This is a genomic window from Acinetobacter sp. Colony158, from assembly GCF_019264745.1.
In the GTDB taxonomy this organism is placed as follows: Bacteria; Pseudomonadota; Gammaproteobacteria; order Pseudomonadales; family Moraxellaceae; genus Acinetobacter; species Acinetobacter ursingii.
Map to the genome: position 1 here is coordinate 992,793 of NZ_CP078523.1, position 18,920 is coordinate 1,011,712.

At 41.3% G+C, this 18,920-nt stretch carries 14 protein-coding genes and 2 tRNA genes; 9 read left to right on the forward strand and 7 right to left on the reverse strand.

Going from position 1 to position 18,920, the window contains the following annotated elements; all coding sequences use genetic code 11:
- Window positions 1-72 precede the first annotated feature (72 nt).
- Window positions 73-2,427: a Tex family protein gene (locus JR005_RS03925; protein WP_218665591.1), complete on the reverse strand. Its 2,355-nt coding sequence runs from the start codon at window positions 2,425-2,427 to the stop codon at window positions 73-75.
- Window positions 2,428-3,007: 580 nt separating this feature from the next.
- On the opposite strand from JR005_RS03925, the gene ompR reads away from it, so the two are divergent.
- The 5 genes from ompR (at window position 3,008) to JR005_RS03950 (ending at window position 8,105) form a co-directional block, all read left to right on the forward strand.
- Window positions 3,008-3,772 carry a two-component system response regulator OmpR gene (ompR, locus tag JR005_RS03930; protein WP_004991813.1) on the forward strand — a complete coding sequence of 255 codons (765 nt, stop codon included), beginning with the start codon at window positions 3,008-3,010 and terminating at the stop codon, window positions 3,770-3,772.
- A 22-nt stretch (window positions 3,773-3,794) separates the two neighbouring features.
- Window positions 3,795-5,252: an ATP-binding protein gene (locus JR005_RS03935; RefSeq protein ID WP_004991819.1), complete on the forward strand. Its 1,458-nt coding sequence runs from the start codon at window positions 3,795-3,797 to the stop codon at window positions 5,250-5,252.
- A 207-nt stretch (window positions 5,253-5,459) separates the two neighbouring features.
- The gene (locus JR005_RS03940; protein WP_004994424.1) at window positions 5,460-6,974 is read left to right on the forward strand and encodes an acetyl-CoA hydrolase/transferase family protein; all 1,515 of its coding nucleotides are present in this window, start codon (window positions 5,460-5,462) and stop codon (window positions 6,972-6,974) included.
- 148 nt (window positions 6,975-7,122) lie between these two features.
- Complete coding sequence (locus JR005_RS03945) at window positions 7,123-7,542, forward strand: GNAT family acetyltransferase (RefSeq protein ID WP_151831665.1); 420 nt, start codon at window positions 7,123-7,125, stop codon at window positions 7,540-7,542.
- A gap of 134 nt (window positions 7,543-7,676) precedes the next feature.
- On the forward strand, window positions 7,677-8,105 hold the full coding sequence (locus JR005_RS03950; RefSeq protein WP_004991828.1) for a hypothetical protein: 429 nt from the start codon (window positions 7,677-7,679) through the stop codon (window positions 8,103-8,105).
- 143 nt (window positions 8,106-8,248) lie between these two features.
- Here the strand turns inward: JR005_RS03950 and JR005_RS03955 are convergent, their stop codons facing one another.
- From JR005_RS03955 to JR005_RS03970, 4 genes are all read right to left on the reverse strand, one after another.
- Window positions 8,249-8,977 (reverse strand): class I SAM-dependent methyltransferase, encoded by a 729-nt coding sequence (locus JR005_RS03955; RefSeq protein WP_218665592.1) that lies wholly within the window; start codon window positions 8,975-8,977, stop codon window positions 8,249-8,251.
- Between the two features lie 117 nt (window positions 8,978-9,094).
- A tRNA-Phe gene (locus JR005_RS03960) sits at window positions 9,095-9,170 on the reverse strand.
- A 137-nt stretch (window positions 9,171-9,307) separates the two neighbouring features.
- Window positions 9,308-9,383, reverse strand: a tRNA-Phe gene (locus JR005_RS03965).
- Window positions 9,384-9,481: 98 nt separating this feature from the next.
- Window positions 9,482-9,871: a GNAT family N-acetyltransferase gene (locus JR005_RS03970; RefSeq protein ID WP_004991836.1), complete on the reverse strand. Its 390-nt coding sequence runs from the start codon at window positions 9,869-9,871 to the stop codon at window positions 9,482-9,484.
- A 97-nt stretch (window positions 9,872-9,968) separates the two neighbouring features.
- On the opposite strand from JR005_RS03970, the gene hisB reads away from it, so the two are divergent.
- The 4 genes from hisB to hisA all read left to right on the forward strand — a co-directional run bounded on the left by hisB (window position 9,969) and on the right by hisA (window position 12,727).
- The gene (gene hisB, locus JR005_RS03975) at window positions 9,969-10,562 is read left to right on the forward strand and encodes an imidazoleglycerol-phosphate dehydratase HisB (RefSeq protein WP_004991837.1); all 594 of its coding nucleotides are present in this window, start codon (window positions 9,969-9,971) and stop codon (window positions 10,560-10,562) included.
- Window positions 10,562-11,179 (forward strand): imidazole glycerol phosphate synthase subunit HisH, encoded by a 618-nt coding sequence (hisH, locus tag JR005_RS03980; protein WP_004991840.1) that lies wholly within the window; start codon window positions 10,562-10,564, stop codon window positions 11,177-11,179. Before hisB ends, hisH begins: the two co-directional genes overlap by 1 nt.
- A gap of 168 nt (window positions 11,180-11,347) precedes the next feature.
- Complete coding sequence (locus tag JR005_RS03985) at window positions 11,348-11,863, forward strand: DUF805 domain-containing protein (RefSeq protein WP_119686175.1); 516 nt, start codon at window positions 11,348-11,350, stop codon at window positions 11,861-11,863.
- Between the two features lie 132 nt (window positions 11,864-11,995).
- Window positions 11,996-12,727 (forward strand): 1-(5-phosphoribosyl)-5-[(5-phosphoribosylamino)methylideneamino]imidazole-4-carboxamide isomerase, encoded by a 732-nt coding sequence (gene hisA / locus JR005_RS03990; RefSeq protein WP_005001063.1) that lies wholly within the window; start codon window positions 11,996-11,998, stop codon window positions 12,725-12,727.
- A gap of 64 nt (window positions 12,728-12,791) precedes the next feature.
- On the opposite strand, the gene JR005_RS03995 is transcribed toward hisA, so the two are convergent.
- A complete protein-coding gene (locus tag JR005_RS03995; protein ID WP_218665593.1) occupies window positions 12,792-16,781 on the reverse strand; it encodes a Pls/PosA family non-ribosomal peptide synthetase in 3,990 nt (1,329 codons plus the stop codon).
- Between the two features lie 409 nt (window positions 16,782-17,190).
- Window positions 17,191-18,888: an ATP-binding cassette domain-containing protein gene (locus JR005_RS04000; protein ID WP_218665594.1), complete on the reverse strand. Its 1,698-nt coding sequence runs from the start codon at window positions 18,886-18,888 to the stop codon at window positions 17,191-17,193.
- Between the last annotated feature and the right edge of the window lie 32 nt (window positions 18,889-18,920).

Here is an 18,920-nt window from a genome sequence, read left to right on the forward strand (position 1 = left end):
TTTGAGAGAGGTTTTTTATGATTCAATTTGAATGTATATCACATCAAGCAAAGCAATATACAAATTCAGAAATTACTTCGATCCCTTAATCCCTGCCTGCAATAACAATGCACCGAATCCACCAATTTTATTGTCTTGTGGTTTATCCTGTTTAGGACGTTGTGGTTTTTTCGCCTGATCATTTTGACGCGCCGCTTGCGGACGTTTAGCTTGTGGTTTGCGTTCTTCGCGTTGCTCTTGTTGATCACGACGTGGTGGGCGCTGTGCTTTTACAGGAGGCTGCGAACCTTCAGGACGCATACTTAAATTGACACGATTGCGTTCAGCATCGACGGTGAGTACCCGCACTTGTACAATTTGGCCCGGTTTCACCACTTTATGCGGATCGGAAACAAATTCGTTGGCCAATTCAGAAATATGAACCAAGCCATCCTGATGTACACCTACATCGACAAAAGCACCAAAGTTAGTCACATTCGTCACGACACCTTCAAGCTGCATACCTTCGGTTAACTGAGCCACTTCAGTAATGTCTTCACGGAATTTAGCCGTGCGGAATTCTGGACGTGGATCACGACCTGGTTTTTCAAGCTCTGCTAATACATCCTGAACGGTAGGTAAACCAAACTGGTCATCGACAAATTCATCCGCTTGAACTTGGCGAATAATTTCACTATTACCAATAATATCTTTCACCGTGGTTGCTTTGGCTTCGACTATTCTTTCCACCAAACCATAACTTTCTGGATGTACCGCAGAGGCATCTAATGGCTCTGAACCATTCTGAATGCGCAAGAATCCTGCTGCCTGTTCAAAAGTACGTTCGCCTAAACGTGGCACTTTTTTCAAAGCTTGACGATTTTCAAAACGACCATTTTCTTTACGATATTCAACAATCTGCTGGGCAATGGCTTTATTTAAACCTGCGATATAACCCAAAATTGCAGATGATGCAGTATTGACATCAACACCAACGGCGTTTACACAATCCTCAACCACTGCGTCCAAGGTTTTAGCCAAACCTGTCTGGTTCACGTCATGCTGATATTGCCCCACACCAATTGATTTTGGATCGATCTTGACCAGTTCAGCCAAAGGATCCTGCAAACGACGGGCAATTGAGACCGCACCACGAATGGAGACATCTAACTCTGGAAGTTCAGCCGCCGCCAATTCACTGGCTGAATACACCGAAGCACCCGCTTCGCTGACGCTAACCCGAGTCAGTTTGAGGTCAGGGTTTGCGGTCATCATTTCTGCAACCACCGCTTCTGTTTCACGGCTCGCCGTGCCATTGCCAATTGCAATCAAATCGACATTGTATTCACGGCACAAACGCGCCAATTCAGCGATCGAACCTTCTTTGTCTTCTTTAGGTGCAAATGGATAAATCGTGCTATGTGCCAAGACATCACCCGCATCACTCACTACCGCCAGTTTCACGCCAGTACGAATCCCAGGATCAACACCCAAAGTGGTACGACCACCTGCTGGCGCAGACAAGAGTAAATGACGCAAGTTTTCAGCAAAAACCTCCATTGCTTCTGCTTCAGCAGCAAGACGTTTTTCAGTCAGCAACGAATGTTCAATTTGCGGGCGGATTTTACCCAACCAAAATAATTTAGCGGTTTGCTTTAAAAAATCCTGACGTGCTTGAGGTTGAATTTGTTCAAGACTATATTCAGTTTCAATTCGCGCCAATGGTGCTTCATCTTCACCATCGACTTTTAAGCCTAATACATTTTCTTGACGACCACGGAGCATCGCCAATAAACGATGCGATGGAACTTTATTTAAGTTTTCAGAAAACTCAAAATAGTCACGGAATTTTTTACCGACTTCTTTTTTCTCATCAGACGCCACCGCACTTTTCAAAATCGCAGTTTTGGCAAAGAGTGCTTTGAGCGCTGTGGTTAAAGCAATGTTCTGTGCCCATTCATCAATGATAATATGCTGTACTGCATCTAGTTGACTTTCAACATCTGGATAGTCTTCATGACTAAATCCTGCTAAAGCCTCTACAGGTTCAACATTTTCATTTCGGATTTTTTCTGCGGCAGGACCCAGACCCGCTTCTTTGGCTTTAAACGATTTACTGGTACGTTTTGGTCGATACGGCGCGTAAATTTCTTCCAGCGCATTTTTGGTTTCAGCCGCATTCACCCGTGCCAACAAATCTTCTGAAAGTTTGTCTTGTTCTTTTAATGATTCGATGACTTTTTCACGGCGCTCATACAAATCACGCAAATAAGCCAAGCGGGTATCTAACTGGCGCAGTTGTGTATCATCTAAACCCTGCGTTACTTCTTTACGGTAACGTGCAATAAATGGAACGCTCGCACCTTCATCAATTAAACGAATGGCAGCTTCTACTTGGTTTGGACGTACGGCAAGTTCGCTTGCCAACTGCTGAACTAAGTCAGTCATCGTATTTGATTCCACAAGGCTAAAGTTTAAAAGCAATGATTATAAAGACCGAGACTATAAAATCCACAATTGTTTTGCGTATTAAAAACGAAATTTTGAATCAAACCTGTGTTTTTTTCAATTTTTAGACATTTTTATTTGATCTGGTTCAAGCTTTAGCCTAGACAGTCACATTTTTCCTAAACTTATTTACTCAAATCAAATGCTCAACGCTTCTGCCAATCCCATTGCAGTGAAAAGGAAGAGTTATGTTTTTTGCAAACGCGCATTTATATATTTGCATCATGCACAGCATCAATGCTTTTCCCCACAACAAATAAACTAAAAATGATTAAATTTAATTGAACAAACAAGGATTTAATCAAAAAAATGACACATCTCGCATGCTAAAATCACCTAAACCTAAAGCTGCAAAATTCAAGTACCGAAAAATCGCTTTAACATGTTGTTTTTTGGTTTCAAATCACACGGAAAATTGTAATTTTGAGCAAATTGATACATAGTCTTAAACAGACTATCCGCATTATACTGCAATGATCCAATAAGCTATAAATATTGACTTAAATTAAGGGAGTACATCATGAGTTTAGTTGTACCTGCTGAAAATAATGAAGCTGTACAAAACGAAACCGACCGTGTCGAACGCATTTTGGTGGTCGATGATGATGTGCGTTTACGCACCCTTTTACAACGGTTCTTGGAAGATAAAGGTTTTGTGGTCAAAACCGCACACGATGCCACTCAAATGGATCGCTTGTTACAACGAGAATTATTTTCATTGATTGTGTTAGATTTTATGTTACCTGTCGAAGATGGCTTAAGTATCTGTCGCCGTTTACGTCAGTCCAATATTGATACGCCCATTATTATGCTGACTGCACGGGGCAGCGACTCAGACCGTATCGCAGGTCTGGAAGCAGGTGCCGATGATTATCTACCGAAACCCTTTAATCCAAATGAATTACTAGCTCGTATTCGTGCGGTATTGCGCCGTCAAGTGCGTGAAGTTCCAGGTGCGCCTAGCCAGCAAATGGAAGTGGTCAGTTTTGGCCCGTGGTCTCTGGATTTATCAACGCGCACTCTGACCCGTGAAGGTCAAGTCGTCACTTTAACGACAGGTGAATTTGCCGTCCTCAAAGCCTTGGTACAGCATCCACGTGAACCTTTAACGCGCGATAAACTCATGAATCTAGCGCGTGGTCGTGAATGGGGAGCGATGGAACGTTCAATCGATGTGCAGGTTTCGCGTTTACGTCGTTTAATTGAAGAAAATCCAGCTCGTGCACGTTATATTCAAACTGTTTGGGGCATTGGTTATGTCTTTGTTCCTGATGGTGCGGAATAAGTTGGCACTGTAGGATAATGCATTGAAGCTCGATCCCGTTAATCCACAGGACTATACAGATTTTGTTGCCTACTCAGAGCGTAAACGCACGCGCTGGGAGCGCTTTCTCGACAAAATAAAACCACGCTCTGCTGCAATGCGTACGGCAGTGCTGGTGGTTTTTGTGGTGATTTTCAGTCTGGTTATGTCACTGTGGTTTTTCTGGCGAACGCTTTATTTACCTGAAATTCAGCAACATGCCCGTTATCTCGCGGTTGAACTGGAACTGGTCAATAATCCTGATATTCGAATATTTCATCGTAATAATGAAGTCGACATCGATACTTGGCTCAAAAATCGGATCGGGATTGAATACATCACCAATCCCAAAGAATATCCCAATGTCCGTGATAAAGTCATTGCAGATTTCTTCACCAATAATGTCGAAGATAAACTGGCCAAAGAGCTAAATGTTAAAGACGTAACTGTCTATTTTCAGTTCAAACCGAGCCCGCGTATCTGGATTCAAACACCAGAAATGAAAGGCAACTGGGTCCGTGAACCGCTGAAAACCTATGCCAATTATAGCCCTGAGCTTATTTTTGGTTGGTTATTGGGGGTTCCTATTATTGCCTGCATCATTATTTTAACCCTTGTGCGTCAGTTAAACCGCCCATTACGTCGTTTACAAAATGCCGCCAATGAATATAGTAAAACAGGTAAAGCACCCTATCTGGAAACCAATCATGGCCCGCAGGAAATCCGTGAAGTGAATCAGGCGTTTAATCATATGATTTATACGCTTGAACAAACTGAACGGGATCGCCGTATTATGTTGGCAGGTATATCGCATGATTTAAGAACGCCATTGACCCGTATCCGTTTAACTGCAGAAATGCTGCCCGATGAATTTTTCCGGGAAGGCTTAATCTATGATGTCGATGATATGGATGCGATTTTAAATCAGTTCATTTCTTATATGCGTGATGGATCAGATGAAGAACTGCGCGAAACCAATATTAATATCTTATTACAAGAATTGGTGGTGCAATTTAAACCACTGGATATTCGTTTTGAGGCACAGGATGTTCCGATTATTCCTGCACGTAGCCTTTCTTTAAAAAGACTGATTGCCAATTTGATTAATAATGCCAAACGTTATGGTGCAGAACCGATTGAACTGAGTGCCCATGTTGAAAATGAACATATTTTAATCAGCGTTGCAGATCATGGCGAAGGCATTCCAGAAGATCAGATTGATGACTTGATGCAGCCTTTTGTTCGGGGAAATGCAGCACGTACCGTACAAGGAAGCGGTTTGGGACTGTCGATCGTGAAACGAATTGTGGATATTCATCAGGGTGAATTACTAATTCATAATCGCCCAGAAGGAGGACTTGAAGCCATCATTTCACTGCCTCTACCTAAACATTTGCAAGATGACACAGCATCGGTCAATCCACTTAATAAAATTAAGCAAAGCCTCACCGAACGCTTCTAATACTTTTGTCTAAAAAAACAACAAACAAATGATGCAGATCATTAACTGATCAATTTTTATTTTAGTATAATCAAATAGTTAAAAACATCATTAATATTTATACCCACATTTATTATAAAAATTAGACCTTAGCCTAACATGCCTCCATATCGCTTGTAGAGTAGGTACAATCCCCTCCTATGTAATCCACAAGATTGAGAGTAAGCCATGTCTTTAGATCGTATCCGATTAGCCTCCCTTCATGACAAAGTCATCAGCGCAGATCAAGCCGCTGAGTTTATCCAAGACGGTATGACAGTCGGTATGAGTGGTTTTACTCGCGCTGGTGAAGCCAAAGCGGTTCCGCAAGCACTGGTTCATCGTGCTAAAGCCAATCCTTTAAAAATTACCTTAATCACGGGTGCAAGTTTAGGTAACGATCTAGACAAACAGTTGACCGAAGCTGGTGTTTTAGCGCGTCGTTTGCCTTTCCAAGTGGATAACACATTACGTCGTGCCATCAATAATGGCGAAGTGATGTTTATCGATCAGCATTTGTCTGAAACTGTTGAACAAATGCGTAACTTACAATTAAAACGTCCTGATGTAGCGGTGATTGAAGCGATTGCAATTACTGAAGATGGTGGCATTATTCCAACAACATCAGTCGGTAACTCTGCCAGCTTTGCGATTTTTGCGGAAAAAGTCATTGTCGAAATCAATACCTCTTTAAGCGAAGCTTTTGAAGGCCTACACGATATTTATATTCCAACTTATCGTCCTACGCGTCAGCCTATTCCATTGACCAAAGTCGATGAACGTATTGGTACTACTGCCATTCAAATTGATCCTGCGAAAATTGTCGGGATCGTATTTAATGACACCGCAGATTCACCATCAACCGTGACTTTACCTGATGATGAAACGCAAGGGATTGCCAATCACCTGATTGCCTTCTTTGAAAAAGAAGTTGCAGAAGGTCGTTTACCGACAAACCTTGGTCCATTACAAGCAGGGATTGGTTCAATTGCCAATGCGGTACTGACAGGCCTCAAAGATTCAAACTTTGAAGATTTGGTCATGTATTCAGAAGTATTACAGGACTGTACCTTTGAACTAATTGATGCTGGAAAAATGAAATTTGCATCAGGTAGTTCAATCACCCTTTCTGCAAAATGTGGTGAAAAAGTCTTTGGTAATATTGAAGCCTATAAAGATAAACTGGTATTACGTCCTCAGGAAATTTCAAATCACCCAGAATTGGTACGCCGTTTGGGAATTATCGGGATCAATACTGCACTTGAATTTGACATCTATGGCAACGTGAACTCAACTCATGTTTGCGGTACCAAAATGATGAATGGTATTGGCGGTTCAGGTGACTTTGCCCGTAATGCGCATTTGGCTATTTTTGTGACCAAGTCGATTGCCAAAGGTGGTGACATTTCTTCAATCGTACCGATGGTATCGCATGTGGATCATAGTGAGCACGATGTCGATATTTTAGTCACTGAGCAAGGGCTAGCAGACTTACGTGGACTTGCACCTCGTGAGCGTGCACGTGTGATTATTGACAATTGTGTCCATCCACTTTACCAAGGGGCGTTAAACGATTACTTCGATCGTGCTTGTGCCAAAGGTGGTCACACTCCGCATCTACTACGCGAAGCGTTGTCATGGCATGCAAATTTTGAAGAAACTGGTCATATGCTGGTGGCAGAAGCTCAAGCAAAATCTGCTTAACTTTTAGCATCCACACTTACAGCATTCACCTTTAAAAAAAGCACCCGACTGCCCTTGGGTGCTTTTTTTTTGCTGTAAGAGAAGCAGACTTATCAAATAGACAATTTTCGATTATCTTAAAGCAAGACAATAACAAGTAGAAAATTCCATGTTTATGATTCGCCAATTTATTCAGTCCGATCTAGAGGACGTGATTCATCTCTGGGAAATTTGTGGGCTGACTCGTCCATGGAATAATCCCGAGCTGGATATTTTTCGTAAACTGGTTCAGCAGGATGATCTATTTTTAGTGGCCATAAAAGATGAACAATTAATTGCCGTATTAATGGGGGGTTATGACGGACACCGTGGCTGGATGAATTATTTGGCAGTACATCCGCAACATCAGCGTTTAGGTATTGCGACTGCATTGGTTCAACAGCTGGAAAAACGTCTCATTGCACGCGGTTGCCCTAAACTTCAATTATTGGTTCGTCAGGATAATCTTGATGTCCAAACTTTCTACGAAGAACTGGGTTATGAAGAAGTGGATGTGGTGTGCATGGGCAAACGTCTGATTCAGGACTAAATGAGATTCGCTTTAGTGCAATGAAAGTCCTCAAGGTTTAAATGCCAAATAAATATCGATGATATGACAATTAATCTAGCAATAGTCTGATTAAAATTGAATCTGAATGATGATTCATCAGGGGGATTCAAACAATGAAGATAAAACTATTAGGTTGTGCGATGCTTGCTCTTACTGCATCCAATTTTGTTCAGGCTGAAGTCAATACCAAACCATTTACCACGACAGAACTGAAAGCATTAAGCTGTACTGATCTAAGTGTTGAAAAAGCCAATGCCAAACGAGAGCTTGCAGCCGCTGAAAGAAACATCACCAACATTCAAACGGATACTCCAAACAAAACCATCAGTAAATGGGCGGGTGTTGCAGGTGGAGCGCTCAGTGCTTTTGGTGGAAAATCTGAACATGCAGCTAAAGCCAAAGATATGGCAAACAATTTGGCTGGTTCAGAAGACACTTCAGATGAAAACAATCTAAAACTACAGCAAGCCCTGAAAAATAAGGCTCAAACTAATATTGAAAATATCGAGACTTATCAAAAAAGTAAAAAATGTAAAATTTAAAATTTAAAAATCTCGAAAATCATAAGAATGATGAGTTTTCAGCGCCAGATCTCAATGATCTGGCTTTTTTTATGTCTTAGATTTGACTGTTATCGCAGTATTGTCATGTCTAAAGCGGTTATGCGTCATTGTTTTGCTATTGATTACCCGAGCTTTCCTACTCTTAACAAAATAGGAAATTCAATTTGAAAGCTTTGATCGGATGGACACAAGGCTCGTATTCGATTTAAAGGATCTGCATCATTTTGCTGGATATAATGTTTGATTGCCGACCACGTGTACAAATAATCAATCAATTGTTCAGAAGACCACGCTAACTGAATTTTAAAATCAGGCATGGCAATTTCCTTAAATGGAAACGGAATGGTCTGATACTGCTCGTCCACATAATGACGTTCAGCATCCCAATAATCTTTGAGGATGACCCGATATAAATATTGAATCGCTTCGTTGAGTTGCGTATGATCGACCTGAATCAAACCATAACCCAATACAGCAAATACCCCTTCGGGTTTTAAAGTTCGTTTGACTTGTGCATAAAAGGCCTCAAAATCAAACCAGTGAATCGCTTGGGCGACGCTGATGAAATCAAAACATTGCGCTGGAAAACGAGCCTGTTCTGCCGTCTGTACCTGATAACTGACATTTTCAAAATAAGGGGCGTGTTGCAATTGATTGGCGCTTAAATCTGTTGCCACAATTTGCTCAAAATAAGGCGCTAAAAGTTGGGTGAACTGACCTGATCCCGCGCCGCAATCCCATGCAAAGTCGTATGCAGGCACATGTTTAAGCAGCTCTTGAACCACTGCCTGTGGATAAGTTGGCCGTGCCTGTTGATAAAGCTGACTTTGGGCTGAGAATAAATCTTTCATCCTCCGCTCCTTGATTTTAGATGCTTATACTTGACTATAAAATAAAAATGAAAGCACATCACTAAAATTGTCAGACAATAAAAAAGCCCTAAACAATGTCTAGGGCTTTTTTGAATATGGTGGCGTGAGGCAGGATCGAACTGCCGACACACGGATTTTCAATCCGTTGCTCTACCGACTGAGCTATCGCGCCGATGGCGTGTATTAAGCCGTATCTCAGGCAATTAGTCAATCAAAATCAGCATCTTTTTCATCAAATGTCTTTTTTTTACCCAAAAAAAATCCCTGATGGGATCAGGGATCGAAAACACAAATTTGGTTTTTTAAATATGGTGGCGTGAGGCAGGATCGAACTGCCGACACACGGATTTTCAATCCGTTGCTCTACCGACTGAGCTATCGCGCCGATGTGGGCGTATTAAACAATGTTCGACCGCCTCAGTCAAGATACAGCCTGCATTTTTTGCCTGAACGTTTAAATTTAAAGCAGTATTTTCGCAAAAATTATCCCTGAACCGATAATTTACCAATATGCGCCAGACAACGATGAATCGCCCCACAACCTGGTTCAAAAAATTTAACTCCTTTTTCTTCTTCCATACGGCAAACTTCACTCACCAGACGTTCCGCGACCCCTCGCCCCCGATTGGCAGGATGTACAACAATATATTCCAGAATCTTGCTTTCACCTTGTCCTGTACACCAGATTGCACCTATAATCTTGGTGTTAAATTCAGCGGTATAGACTGTGGTATACTGCGCCAGATTTTGTTCTAGCTGCTCGACCGCATCTTGCCCATCGCCAAATTCAGGACTTGTGTCATACAGTCGCTCAAGCTGGCTGCGCATTTCTTCGTTTTCAAGTGAAGTATAAGCATGTACGGTTATAGGCATGGATTAACCCTCCTGAGCAATCTGTGTGCTGTCACTTTTGTCACAGCGAATTGAGCTTTATATTCATCATTTTTAACGTTTTTTGAGGAACGTGTCCATGACAGAGCGTATCAGTGAAGTGGTAAGAAATACCAATGAGACCAAAATCCGGGTTCGTTTGAATCTTGATGGTTCTGGTCAGGGTACACTGAACACTGGAGTTCCATTTTTAGACCATATGATTGATCAAATCAAGCGTCATGGTTTATTTGATATTGATATTCACTGTGATGGCGATCTTGAAATTGATGATCACCATACCGTTGAAGATTGCGGAATTACGCTGGGTCAAGCATTTGCACAGGCATTAGCTGATAAAAAAGGTTTGCGCCGTTATGGTCATTTCTATGCGCCATTAGATGAATCACTTTCTCGTGTCGTGGTGGATTTATCTGGCCGTCCAGGTTTATTTATGGATATTCCATTTACCCGCGCGCGCATTGGAAGTTTTGATGTCGACTTATTTTCTGAATTTTTTCAGGGCTTCGTTAACCATGCGCTGATGACTTTACATATTGATAATCTCAAAGGCAAAAACAGCCACCACCAGATCGAAAGTGTGTTTAAAGCCTTTGCCCGCGCACTTCGTATGGCCTGTGAAGTTGATCCACGTGCATCAGGAACGATTGCTTCGACCAAAGGGAGTCTGTAATGACTCGTGTTGCTTTACTTGATTATGGCATGGGAAATCTTCATTCGGCAGCCAAAGCACTCGAACATGTGGGAGCAACGGTCGATGTGACCAATGACCCAAAACTGATTGCGCAAGCAGATAAAATTGTTTTTCCTGGGGTTGGCGCCATGCGGGATTGTATGCAAGGCATGCATGAGGCTGGAATTGATGAGGTCGTGCGTCAAGCGGCTTTTAATAAGCCTGTTTTAGCCATTTGTGTCGGTATGCAAGCGCTTATGCAACGTTCTGAAGAAAATGGCGGAACTGACGCGCTTGGAATCTTTGCAGGTCAGGTCAAACATTTTCCTGAAATCGAAGGTTTAAAAGTGCCGCATATGGGTTGGAATCAGGTTCATCAAGCCGATCCATCTCATCCTATGTGGAATAAGATCGAACAGGATGCTCGTTTTTATTTTGTGCATAGTTATTATGTTGAACCGCAGCAAAGTGAATTAGTTGCCGCAACCTGCGATTATGGGCTGCCATTTTGTACCGCCATTCATCAAGACAACTTGTTTGCAACCCAATTCCATCCTGAAAAAAGTCATACAGCAGGCTTACAGCTGTTAAAAAACTTTGTGGAATGGAAAATTTAAAGCAACGTCTGCACACTCACACTAGATCAAGTCAAAATTGACTTGATCTTTTAAATCCATCACAAAAAATATAAATATTACAATTTATCTTTCATTTTTCTTTTATACTTTAGACTTGATCTCAAAACTGCCTTATTCAAAATAGTTGAACGTTTCAGGGAAAATAAGATGCGCTCTTCAGTTCAGGGTACTTGTCTCGCCAATGATTCGCCATTACGCCCCGAAGGTCGTTTTGGTCGCTTATCATTTGCAGCTTGGAGTTTACTGGGAAGTCTTTTTTTTCTAATCGCGTGTAGTACCATTGGTTTTGGTCTGATTCAAATGAGCGAAAAACAAAGCAGCTATTCAAATCAAACCATCCTGTTTATGATTTGTTCTATAGGCACGCTGACTGCGATTTTTGTTTATTATCATTTTATTTTTATGATTCGCCGCTTACATGATTGTAATCAAAGTGGTTGGTTATCTTTACTTTATATGGTTCCGCTCATCAATATTGTGTTTATGGTCTATTTACTCTGTGCCAAAGGCAATACGCGTCTCAACGATTTTGGCCCAACACGCTATACCTGTAAGTGGGAACGATTCTTTGGCTGGATTTATATTATTCTTGTTCCATTGAGTCTGATGATTGGGCTTTTAAGCATTCTGCTCATTCCGACCTATCAAACTTATCTGCAATAGCACAACAGCAACTCTCCAAACAAAATCATCCAGATTAAAACGAAATCTTCATTCTGTTGACTTAGCAATTGCGATAGAGTTTGCTAAGATGAGGCAATTTTTATTTTCCCAGATGAAGCAAGGAGCGAAAGCATGCTGATCATCCCTGCAATTGACCTGAAAGATGGTAAGTGTGTCCGTTTAAAACAAGGCCGTATGGAAGATGATACGGTTTTTTCAGATGATCCTGTCGCAACTGCTCAACATTGGGTCAATGAAGGCGCGCGTCGTTTGCATTTGGTTGATTTAAACGGTGCTTTTGCGGGTACACCGATTCATAAACCTGTGGTCGAAGCGATTGCCAAAGCACAACCTGAACTACCAATTCAAATTGGTGGTGGTATTCGCTCGCTTGAAACCATTGAGCATTATCTGGATGCTGGCGTATCTTTTGTCATTATTGGAACCAAAGCCGTTCAAGATCCTGCGTTTGTAGAAGAAGCATGCAAACAATTTGGCGGTCATATTATCGTCGGGATTGATGCTAAAGATGGTTTTGTAGCAACAGACGGCTGGGCCAATGTGACCGATGTCAAAGCCACTGATTTGGCCAAACGTTTTGCCGATGCGGGTGTCTCTAGCATCGTGTATACCGATATTGCCCGTGATGGCATGATGCAAGGGGTCAATGTCGAGCAAACTGTCAATTTGGCTCAATATTCAGGGCTTCCTGTGATTGCTTCTGGTGGTGTGACCAATCTTGAAGATGTCCGTTTACTCAAAGGCCAGCCTGGTATTTTGGGTGCGATTACGGGTCGTGCCATTTATGAAGGGACATTAAGCCTACGTGAAGCGCAGCTTTTATTGGATGAACAAGCGCTGTAAAAAAGAGTAGACATAAAAATGGGCGATTCATTCGCCCATTTTTATGCTGCAATTCAGACCCGTATTAGCCAGCCACCCATGGTTGTGCAGGCGAACCGATCCAAGCGGATTGAGTTGGAATTTTTTCACCTTTCATGACCAGTGTCAGCGGTCCAAGTAGCGTTTGATCGGCAACTTCAGCATTATAGAGTACGATACTCCGACAATGGACGGTGACATGGCTGCCAATTTTCACCTCACCAATTTTCATGATTCGATCTTCAAATAAATGTGTTTGAGGGCCACTAAAACTATTCAGTTCACTGTTATCTCCAATACTTACGCAATCGAACTCGGTGATATCAGCAGTATCCAGATATACATTTTTACCGACTTTGACCCCCAGTAAGCGCAATAACATTGGCAAAAACGGTGTACCACGTACATAGTTGAGACAGTTCTGAATGGCAATCGACTCATATAAACTGGTAATACCTTCACTGACCCAGACAAACATCGTCCACATGGGTGCTGAACGGGTTTTATAATGACCAATCAACGCCCATTTCAAGACCACGATGAGAAGAAAACTGACAATACCATAAGCAATACCTGACAAGGTTAAAGCCAGTAAGCCATAGAGCCAGCCTTTTGTGACCACCGTATTGATTACAGATAACACGATCATATAACCAACACCAATTGCAAACGCAGAAGGCAGCACAATACGCAAACCTTCAATAAAACCACGCATCATCCGTCGTGCAATACTAGGTTTAAAGGTCAAATGTTCAGGAAAATCCGCAACCGTTTCACGTGCAGGCAGCCGTAACGCAGGTGAACCAAACCATGTTTCACCACTTTGTAATTGATCTTTTTCAGGAATTTTTGATTGAACACCAATCAATACCCCATCAGGTAAATCTGTACCATCGGCAATATAAGCACTATTTCCGACAAAGCTACGACGACCGATTGTTGTCGGCTGTAAAATCATCCAGCCACGAGTAATTTCTTCATCACCTAGCATCACCGCATCGGCAATAAAACTTTCATCGCCCAATGTGAGTAACTCAGGGATCACACCTGTGGCGGTTGAAACTTCACTGTCTTTCCCCACTTTGGCACCCAGCAAACGAAACCATGCAGGTGCATAAACCGTCGCAAACAATCCATGCAAAGTTTGCAAACTGGTTTCCAAAATTTGAGTGGCAAACCATTTACGATAATAAGTCGAGCTATGCAACGAATAGGTTCCAGCTTTGAGACTTGGCAACAGGATTTTACGCACCAATGCCGCGAATAATGCTGTGGCGATAATCATCAATACGCTGGCAGGAATGGCAAGCAAGAAATAATGCAAGGCAGTAATCGCACTATTGCTGCTTGCCCAGTCACTAAAATATTTGACATCGAGCCAATCGACCAAAATAAAATTAGGGAAGATCGGGATAAAAAATAAACAGGAAATCAGTATCGCACTCACTGCATAGTAAGCAGCTTCCCACATTTTACGCAGAGTACTTACTTTTTCACGTGGCAATAATTGCGCTACATCAATACGGCTATGATATTTTGCTGGTGCGCCATCCCAGATTTCATGTGCAGGAATAGTTTGACCATTTGGCAATGCCGATAAAGCTTTTAAATGGGCATAATCTTCAAGACAGGTATTTTCTTCCAAAACACTATAAGACCCGACATAACTTTCCTGTTTTAAATGTATGCGACCTAAAACCAGATGACCTTGCTCGACTTTGGCATTTTCCAGATTGACATGTGAACCAACACTGACACCATCATCGATTTGCAGCAAGGCTGGCATGCGGATAAAGACTGAACCGATATGCACGTTCTGACCAATTTTAGCGCCCAAAGCACGCAAATACAGACGATTTAGACTTGAACCCGCCAATAAATAAACAGGCGCAATGTTGGTCAACCGATCTGCCAGCCACCATCTAAAATAAGTTCTACTCCAGAGTGGATATTCACCCGCTTTAACACCCCTTAACAATAAGCGATTACCTACAATGGAGAGCGCAAAACTGGCAATCATACTCAGTACATATACGCCCAGTGAAATCGCAATTGCATGGGGAATACTATCGCTCGGGCTACCCGTAAAATAGTGATAACTAAAAAATGGAGCAAGCCATTGTAAAATGGTCAGCGCAATCAATACAGGGATGACCACAAGCTGCGCCACACCACACAGCACACGATGCAGGCTATTTACCTCATAGCTATTCACTTCACGCATTTGCTGTTGCTTGGTCTGGGCCAACATAAACTGGCTAATCGCACCAACTTTACGATTTTGGTAAATATTTTGGATCGTGATTTGCGCATATTCAGGATATTCACGTAGCTCAGACGTCAATACAGCAGCCAAAAGTGAATGTCCACCCAAATCATCAAAGAAATCGGCACTGAGGCGAATCGCCTGATTTGGAAATAATTTCTGTAAAATAGTAAATAAAATACTTTCTGCTTCATTTTGCGGTTCGTCTGAAACTTCTTTATCTATAGAAGTCGTCAACTCAATTTTACGCAATGCATTTCGGTCAATTTTTCCAGACAATAAACGTGGAACTTGCTCAACAATTTCAAAACGGTTGGGAACCATATACGCTGGCAATCTGGACTTTAAATATGTCCGAATATCTTTCACCTGAATCTGGCTTTTAGCCTCTTGATCAAGCACGATAAAAGCGACCAGTTGATCCATTTCGTCATCACGGCGCAACACCACAGCCGCTGTACCGATTCCATTTAAATCACACAAAGCGGCTTCAATTTCACCTAGTTCAACACGGAAACCACGAATCTTGACCTGATCATCAGCACGTCCCAAACACTGGATTTGACCATTTTCATCAAGTCGTGCCAAATCACCTGTACGATACAGTTTAAGTTCGTGCTCGTTTTGCGCCCATTGATTATCAATGAATTTTTCAGCGGTAAGTTCTGGACGCCCTAAATATTCACGTCCCACGCTTGGGCCAAACACACAAAGCTCACCCACTTCGCCCTGCGCTAATAGCTCAAGCTGATCATTTAGAACCAGCATGCCGTAATTCGGCAAGGGAACGCCAATGGTCACAGGTTCATTGGCGTAGACACGTGCCAAACTGGACGTTACAGTTGTTTCTGTCGGGCCATAGGTATTAAAAATCTGATGATGTGGTAAATCCCAACGCGCCACCAAAGCTTCGGGACACATTTCACCGCCCAGATTGATGATTCTTAAATTCGGTACATCTTCTGGAAATAGCGCCAATAAGGTTGGTACGGCATGTAAAACTGTAATATTTTCTTGTTGAAGGGTTTTACATAGACGTTCAGGATCAGTCACCAGATCTTTGGGTGCAATCCAGATCGTGGCACCGACCAAATAAGAAATCCAGACTTCTTCAAAGGACATATCAAAAGCGACAGAAAAGCCCTGATAGACTTTATCTTGGTGACGTACGCCCAAGACTGAATTTTCTGAACGCAGAAAGTGACAAATATTGCGCTGCTCGATTACAATCCCTTTCGGCTTGCCCGTTGAACCAGAGGTATAAATGATATAAGCCGCATCATCCAGTGCAGCACGTTGCTGAATTATCGGGTGTTGTGTTGGCTGATTCAGTTCATCCGCAGTCCATACAGTTTGTTGCAGTTGTGCCAGTAAACCCGCCCACTCCTGACTGGTCACAATCCCTACGGCTTGAGCATCATCCAGACAGACCTGAATACGATCGACAGGAACATCCATATCAAAGGGAAGCCATGCAGCACCTGCTTTACAAATCCCCGCTTGAGCAATCAGTAAATCTGCCCCACGTGGTAACCATAGTCCCACGCGATCACCTGCTTTGACACCACGCTGGATCAACTGCTGCGCAATTTGATCGACTTGCTGTTGTAACTCGGCATAACTGATCTTTCGATCCTGATCAATCAGGGCAATATGGGTCGGATATTGCTCTGCTGTATGGTCTAAAATGTCTGAAAGAACTTCAGTTCGAATAAACTCTGGTCGTTGATCACCACGAATCACAGAGAGGGTATGAATAATTGCATTCATAGGATGTCCAGATGTTCGCCATCGCGTTATTTATCCCAAATACTTACTTAATAAAAACTCAGGATAAAACTCTTGTATTTATATGCAGTTCATCAGAAACATATAAAATTCAAACAATGACCTAAAACTGATTTTTTTATTCAGGCTTATTGTTTTCCTGTTGATGCTAGGTAGAATTGCTTAATAAATAATTAAAAAAACTTTTCTATCGCATTTATTTTTCAACAGTCAATGATTAAAAATGATATTCAACTAATTGTTATATATTAGTTTTATAAAAATATAGAAGAAATAATGAAGTCTAAATTACAAAATAATCTGAATGGTTTACTTGATCTGACATTTTTTTAGCATCTTAATCAAATTTCTCATGGATCACACTTGATCATCATCCCTTGTTTTCAGTGGTCTAGTTAAACTGTTGATCTAAATCAATCACGTCATCCATTAAATCAATACATTGCTGCGAATGTGAAACTATAATCAAGGATTTCACCTGTTTCTTTAGTAACTCTATTATTTCCAATGCGGTAGTGATATCTAATGCTGAGGTTGGCTCATCTAAAATCAATAATTGCGGTTGCCTTAAAACTCCACGTAAAATACTTATTCGCTGTTTTTCGCCCCCTGAAAAATTTTTATATATATCTCCCATATCATCATTTATTGTTATTTTGTTCTTTTCAAGAATTGAGTTTAATTTAAATTTTTCCAGCCATTTTATCAACTCAGCATCTGTATAATCATAAGGGCTATTATAAACTAGATTGTCTTTTAAACTGCCAGAAAAAATAACAGCATGCTGTCCGACAAAACTGACTTGATTAAAAATTTCTTCAGAAAAATGCTTTGAAATATCCAAATCCTGATAATAAAGTCGCCCAGATTTAATCTTTGAAATCCCAATTAAATAATTGATAAGTGAAGTTTTTCCGCGACCTGTCTGACCGACAATCGCATAATGAGTATCCACCATTAGCTGTAAATTAAAATGCTGTATCTCATGTTTACCCAAGTTCAGTGTGGCATCCTCAAATTGATATAAAACAGAAGTGCTAGACCCTGTTGATGTCCAAGGCTGATAATGGTCGCGCGATAAATCAAAATATTGTCGATAAGTTTTCAGCGCTACAATATTGCCATTTACCCGCATCAGGCTTTGCGAGACCATTAAAAAAGGCAAAGTCAACTGAATAGTATAGGTACTAATCAGGACAAAATCGCCTGAACTAATTTGCTGATGCTGGGAAATATAGGCGGTGTAAAACATAAATCCGAGTAAAAATAGAAAAATTAAAAGAACCTGTATCATCATTAACCCACCAATACGAAGATTGGTATTTTTGACGATGGCTGCATAGCTCGATAAACTTTGTTTTAAACGATTCTGTTCATAAACTTGTGAGTGTTTAATTTTAATTTCATAGCTTTGAGATACTTTCTCTAAAATAGCTGTATTGATTAAATTACGTCCCTGATAAATTTCATTAAAATAACCACTACTTTTTTTACTAATTAATATAGAAACAATAAAAATCAGGAGGGCCGTCCCCACAAAACATGCACTAAACACGATATTAATCGTTTTAAATAACACCGCAAAAATAAATAAAAGTTGAAATACAATCGGCCCTAATAACATAAAAAAAGCAAAAGTCATTTCGCTCATCGCCGATGCGCCACGTTGCAAGTCGGTCAGGAAGGCGCCTATTTCCGTTTGATCTTGATGTTGTTTTTGCAGGGCTAAAAAGTTTTCGACGCCAGAATACATCAGTGCCGTCTCAAAGTTTACCGACATGATCATGCTAAATAAATTTTGACACCATGATAGCAATTGCGACATGAGCCATGCTGCGGCATAAGCCAGCACCAATAAATAAAGTTTTTCTATATTAAATAAATGAGCAATTTCAATATGATGGTTTTGTTCAACCTGATCGACCAGTAACTTCATGAGATAGGGAAACAAAGTCCCAAATATTGCAACGAAGACCACCAGTAAAAACATCAGGATAAAATCGAGTTTCAGGCGTGAATATCGCTGCATCGCAAGTTGACAGGCAAAGCGATAATTCTTTATCCATTCAAGACGTTTCAGTACATTCATAAAGATAGCGAGTGATTATTTTCAATTCATTC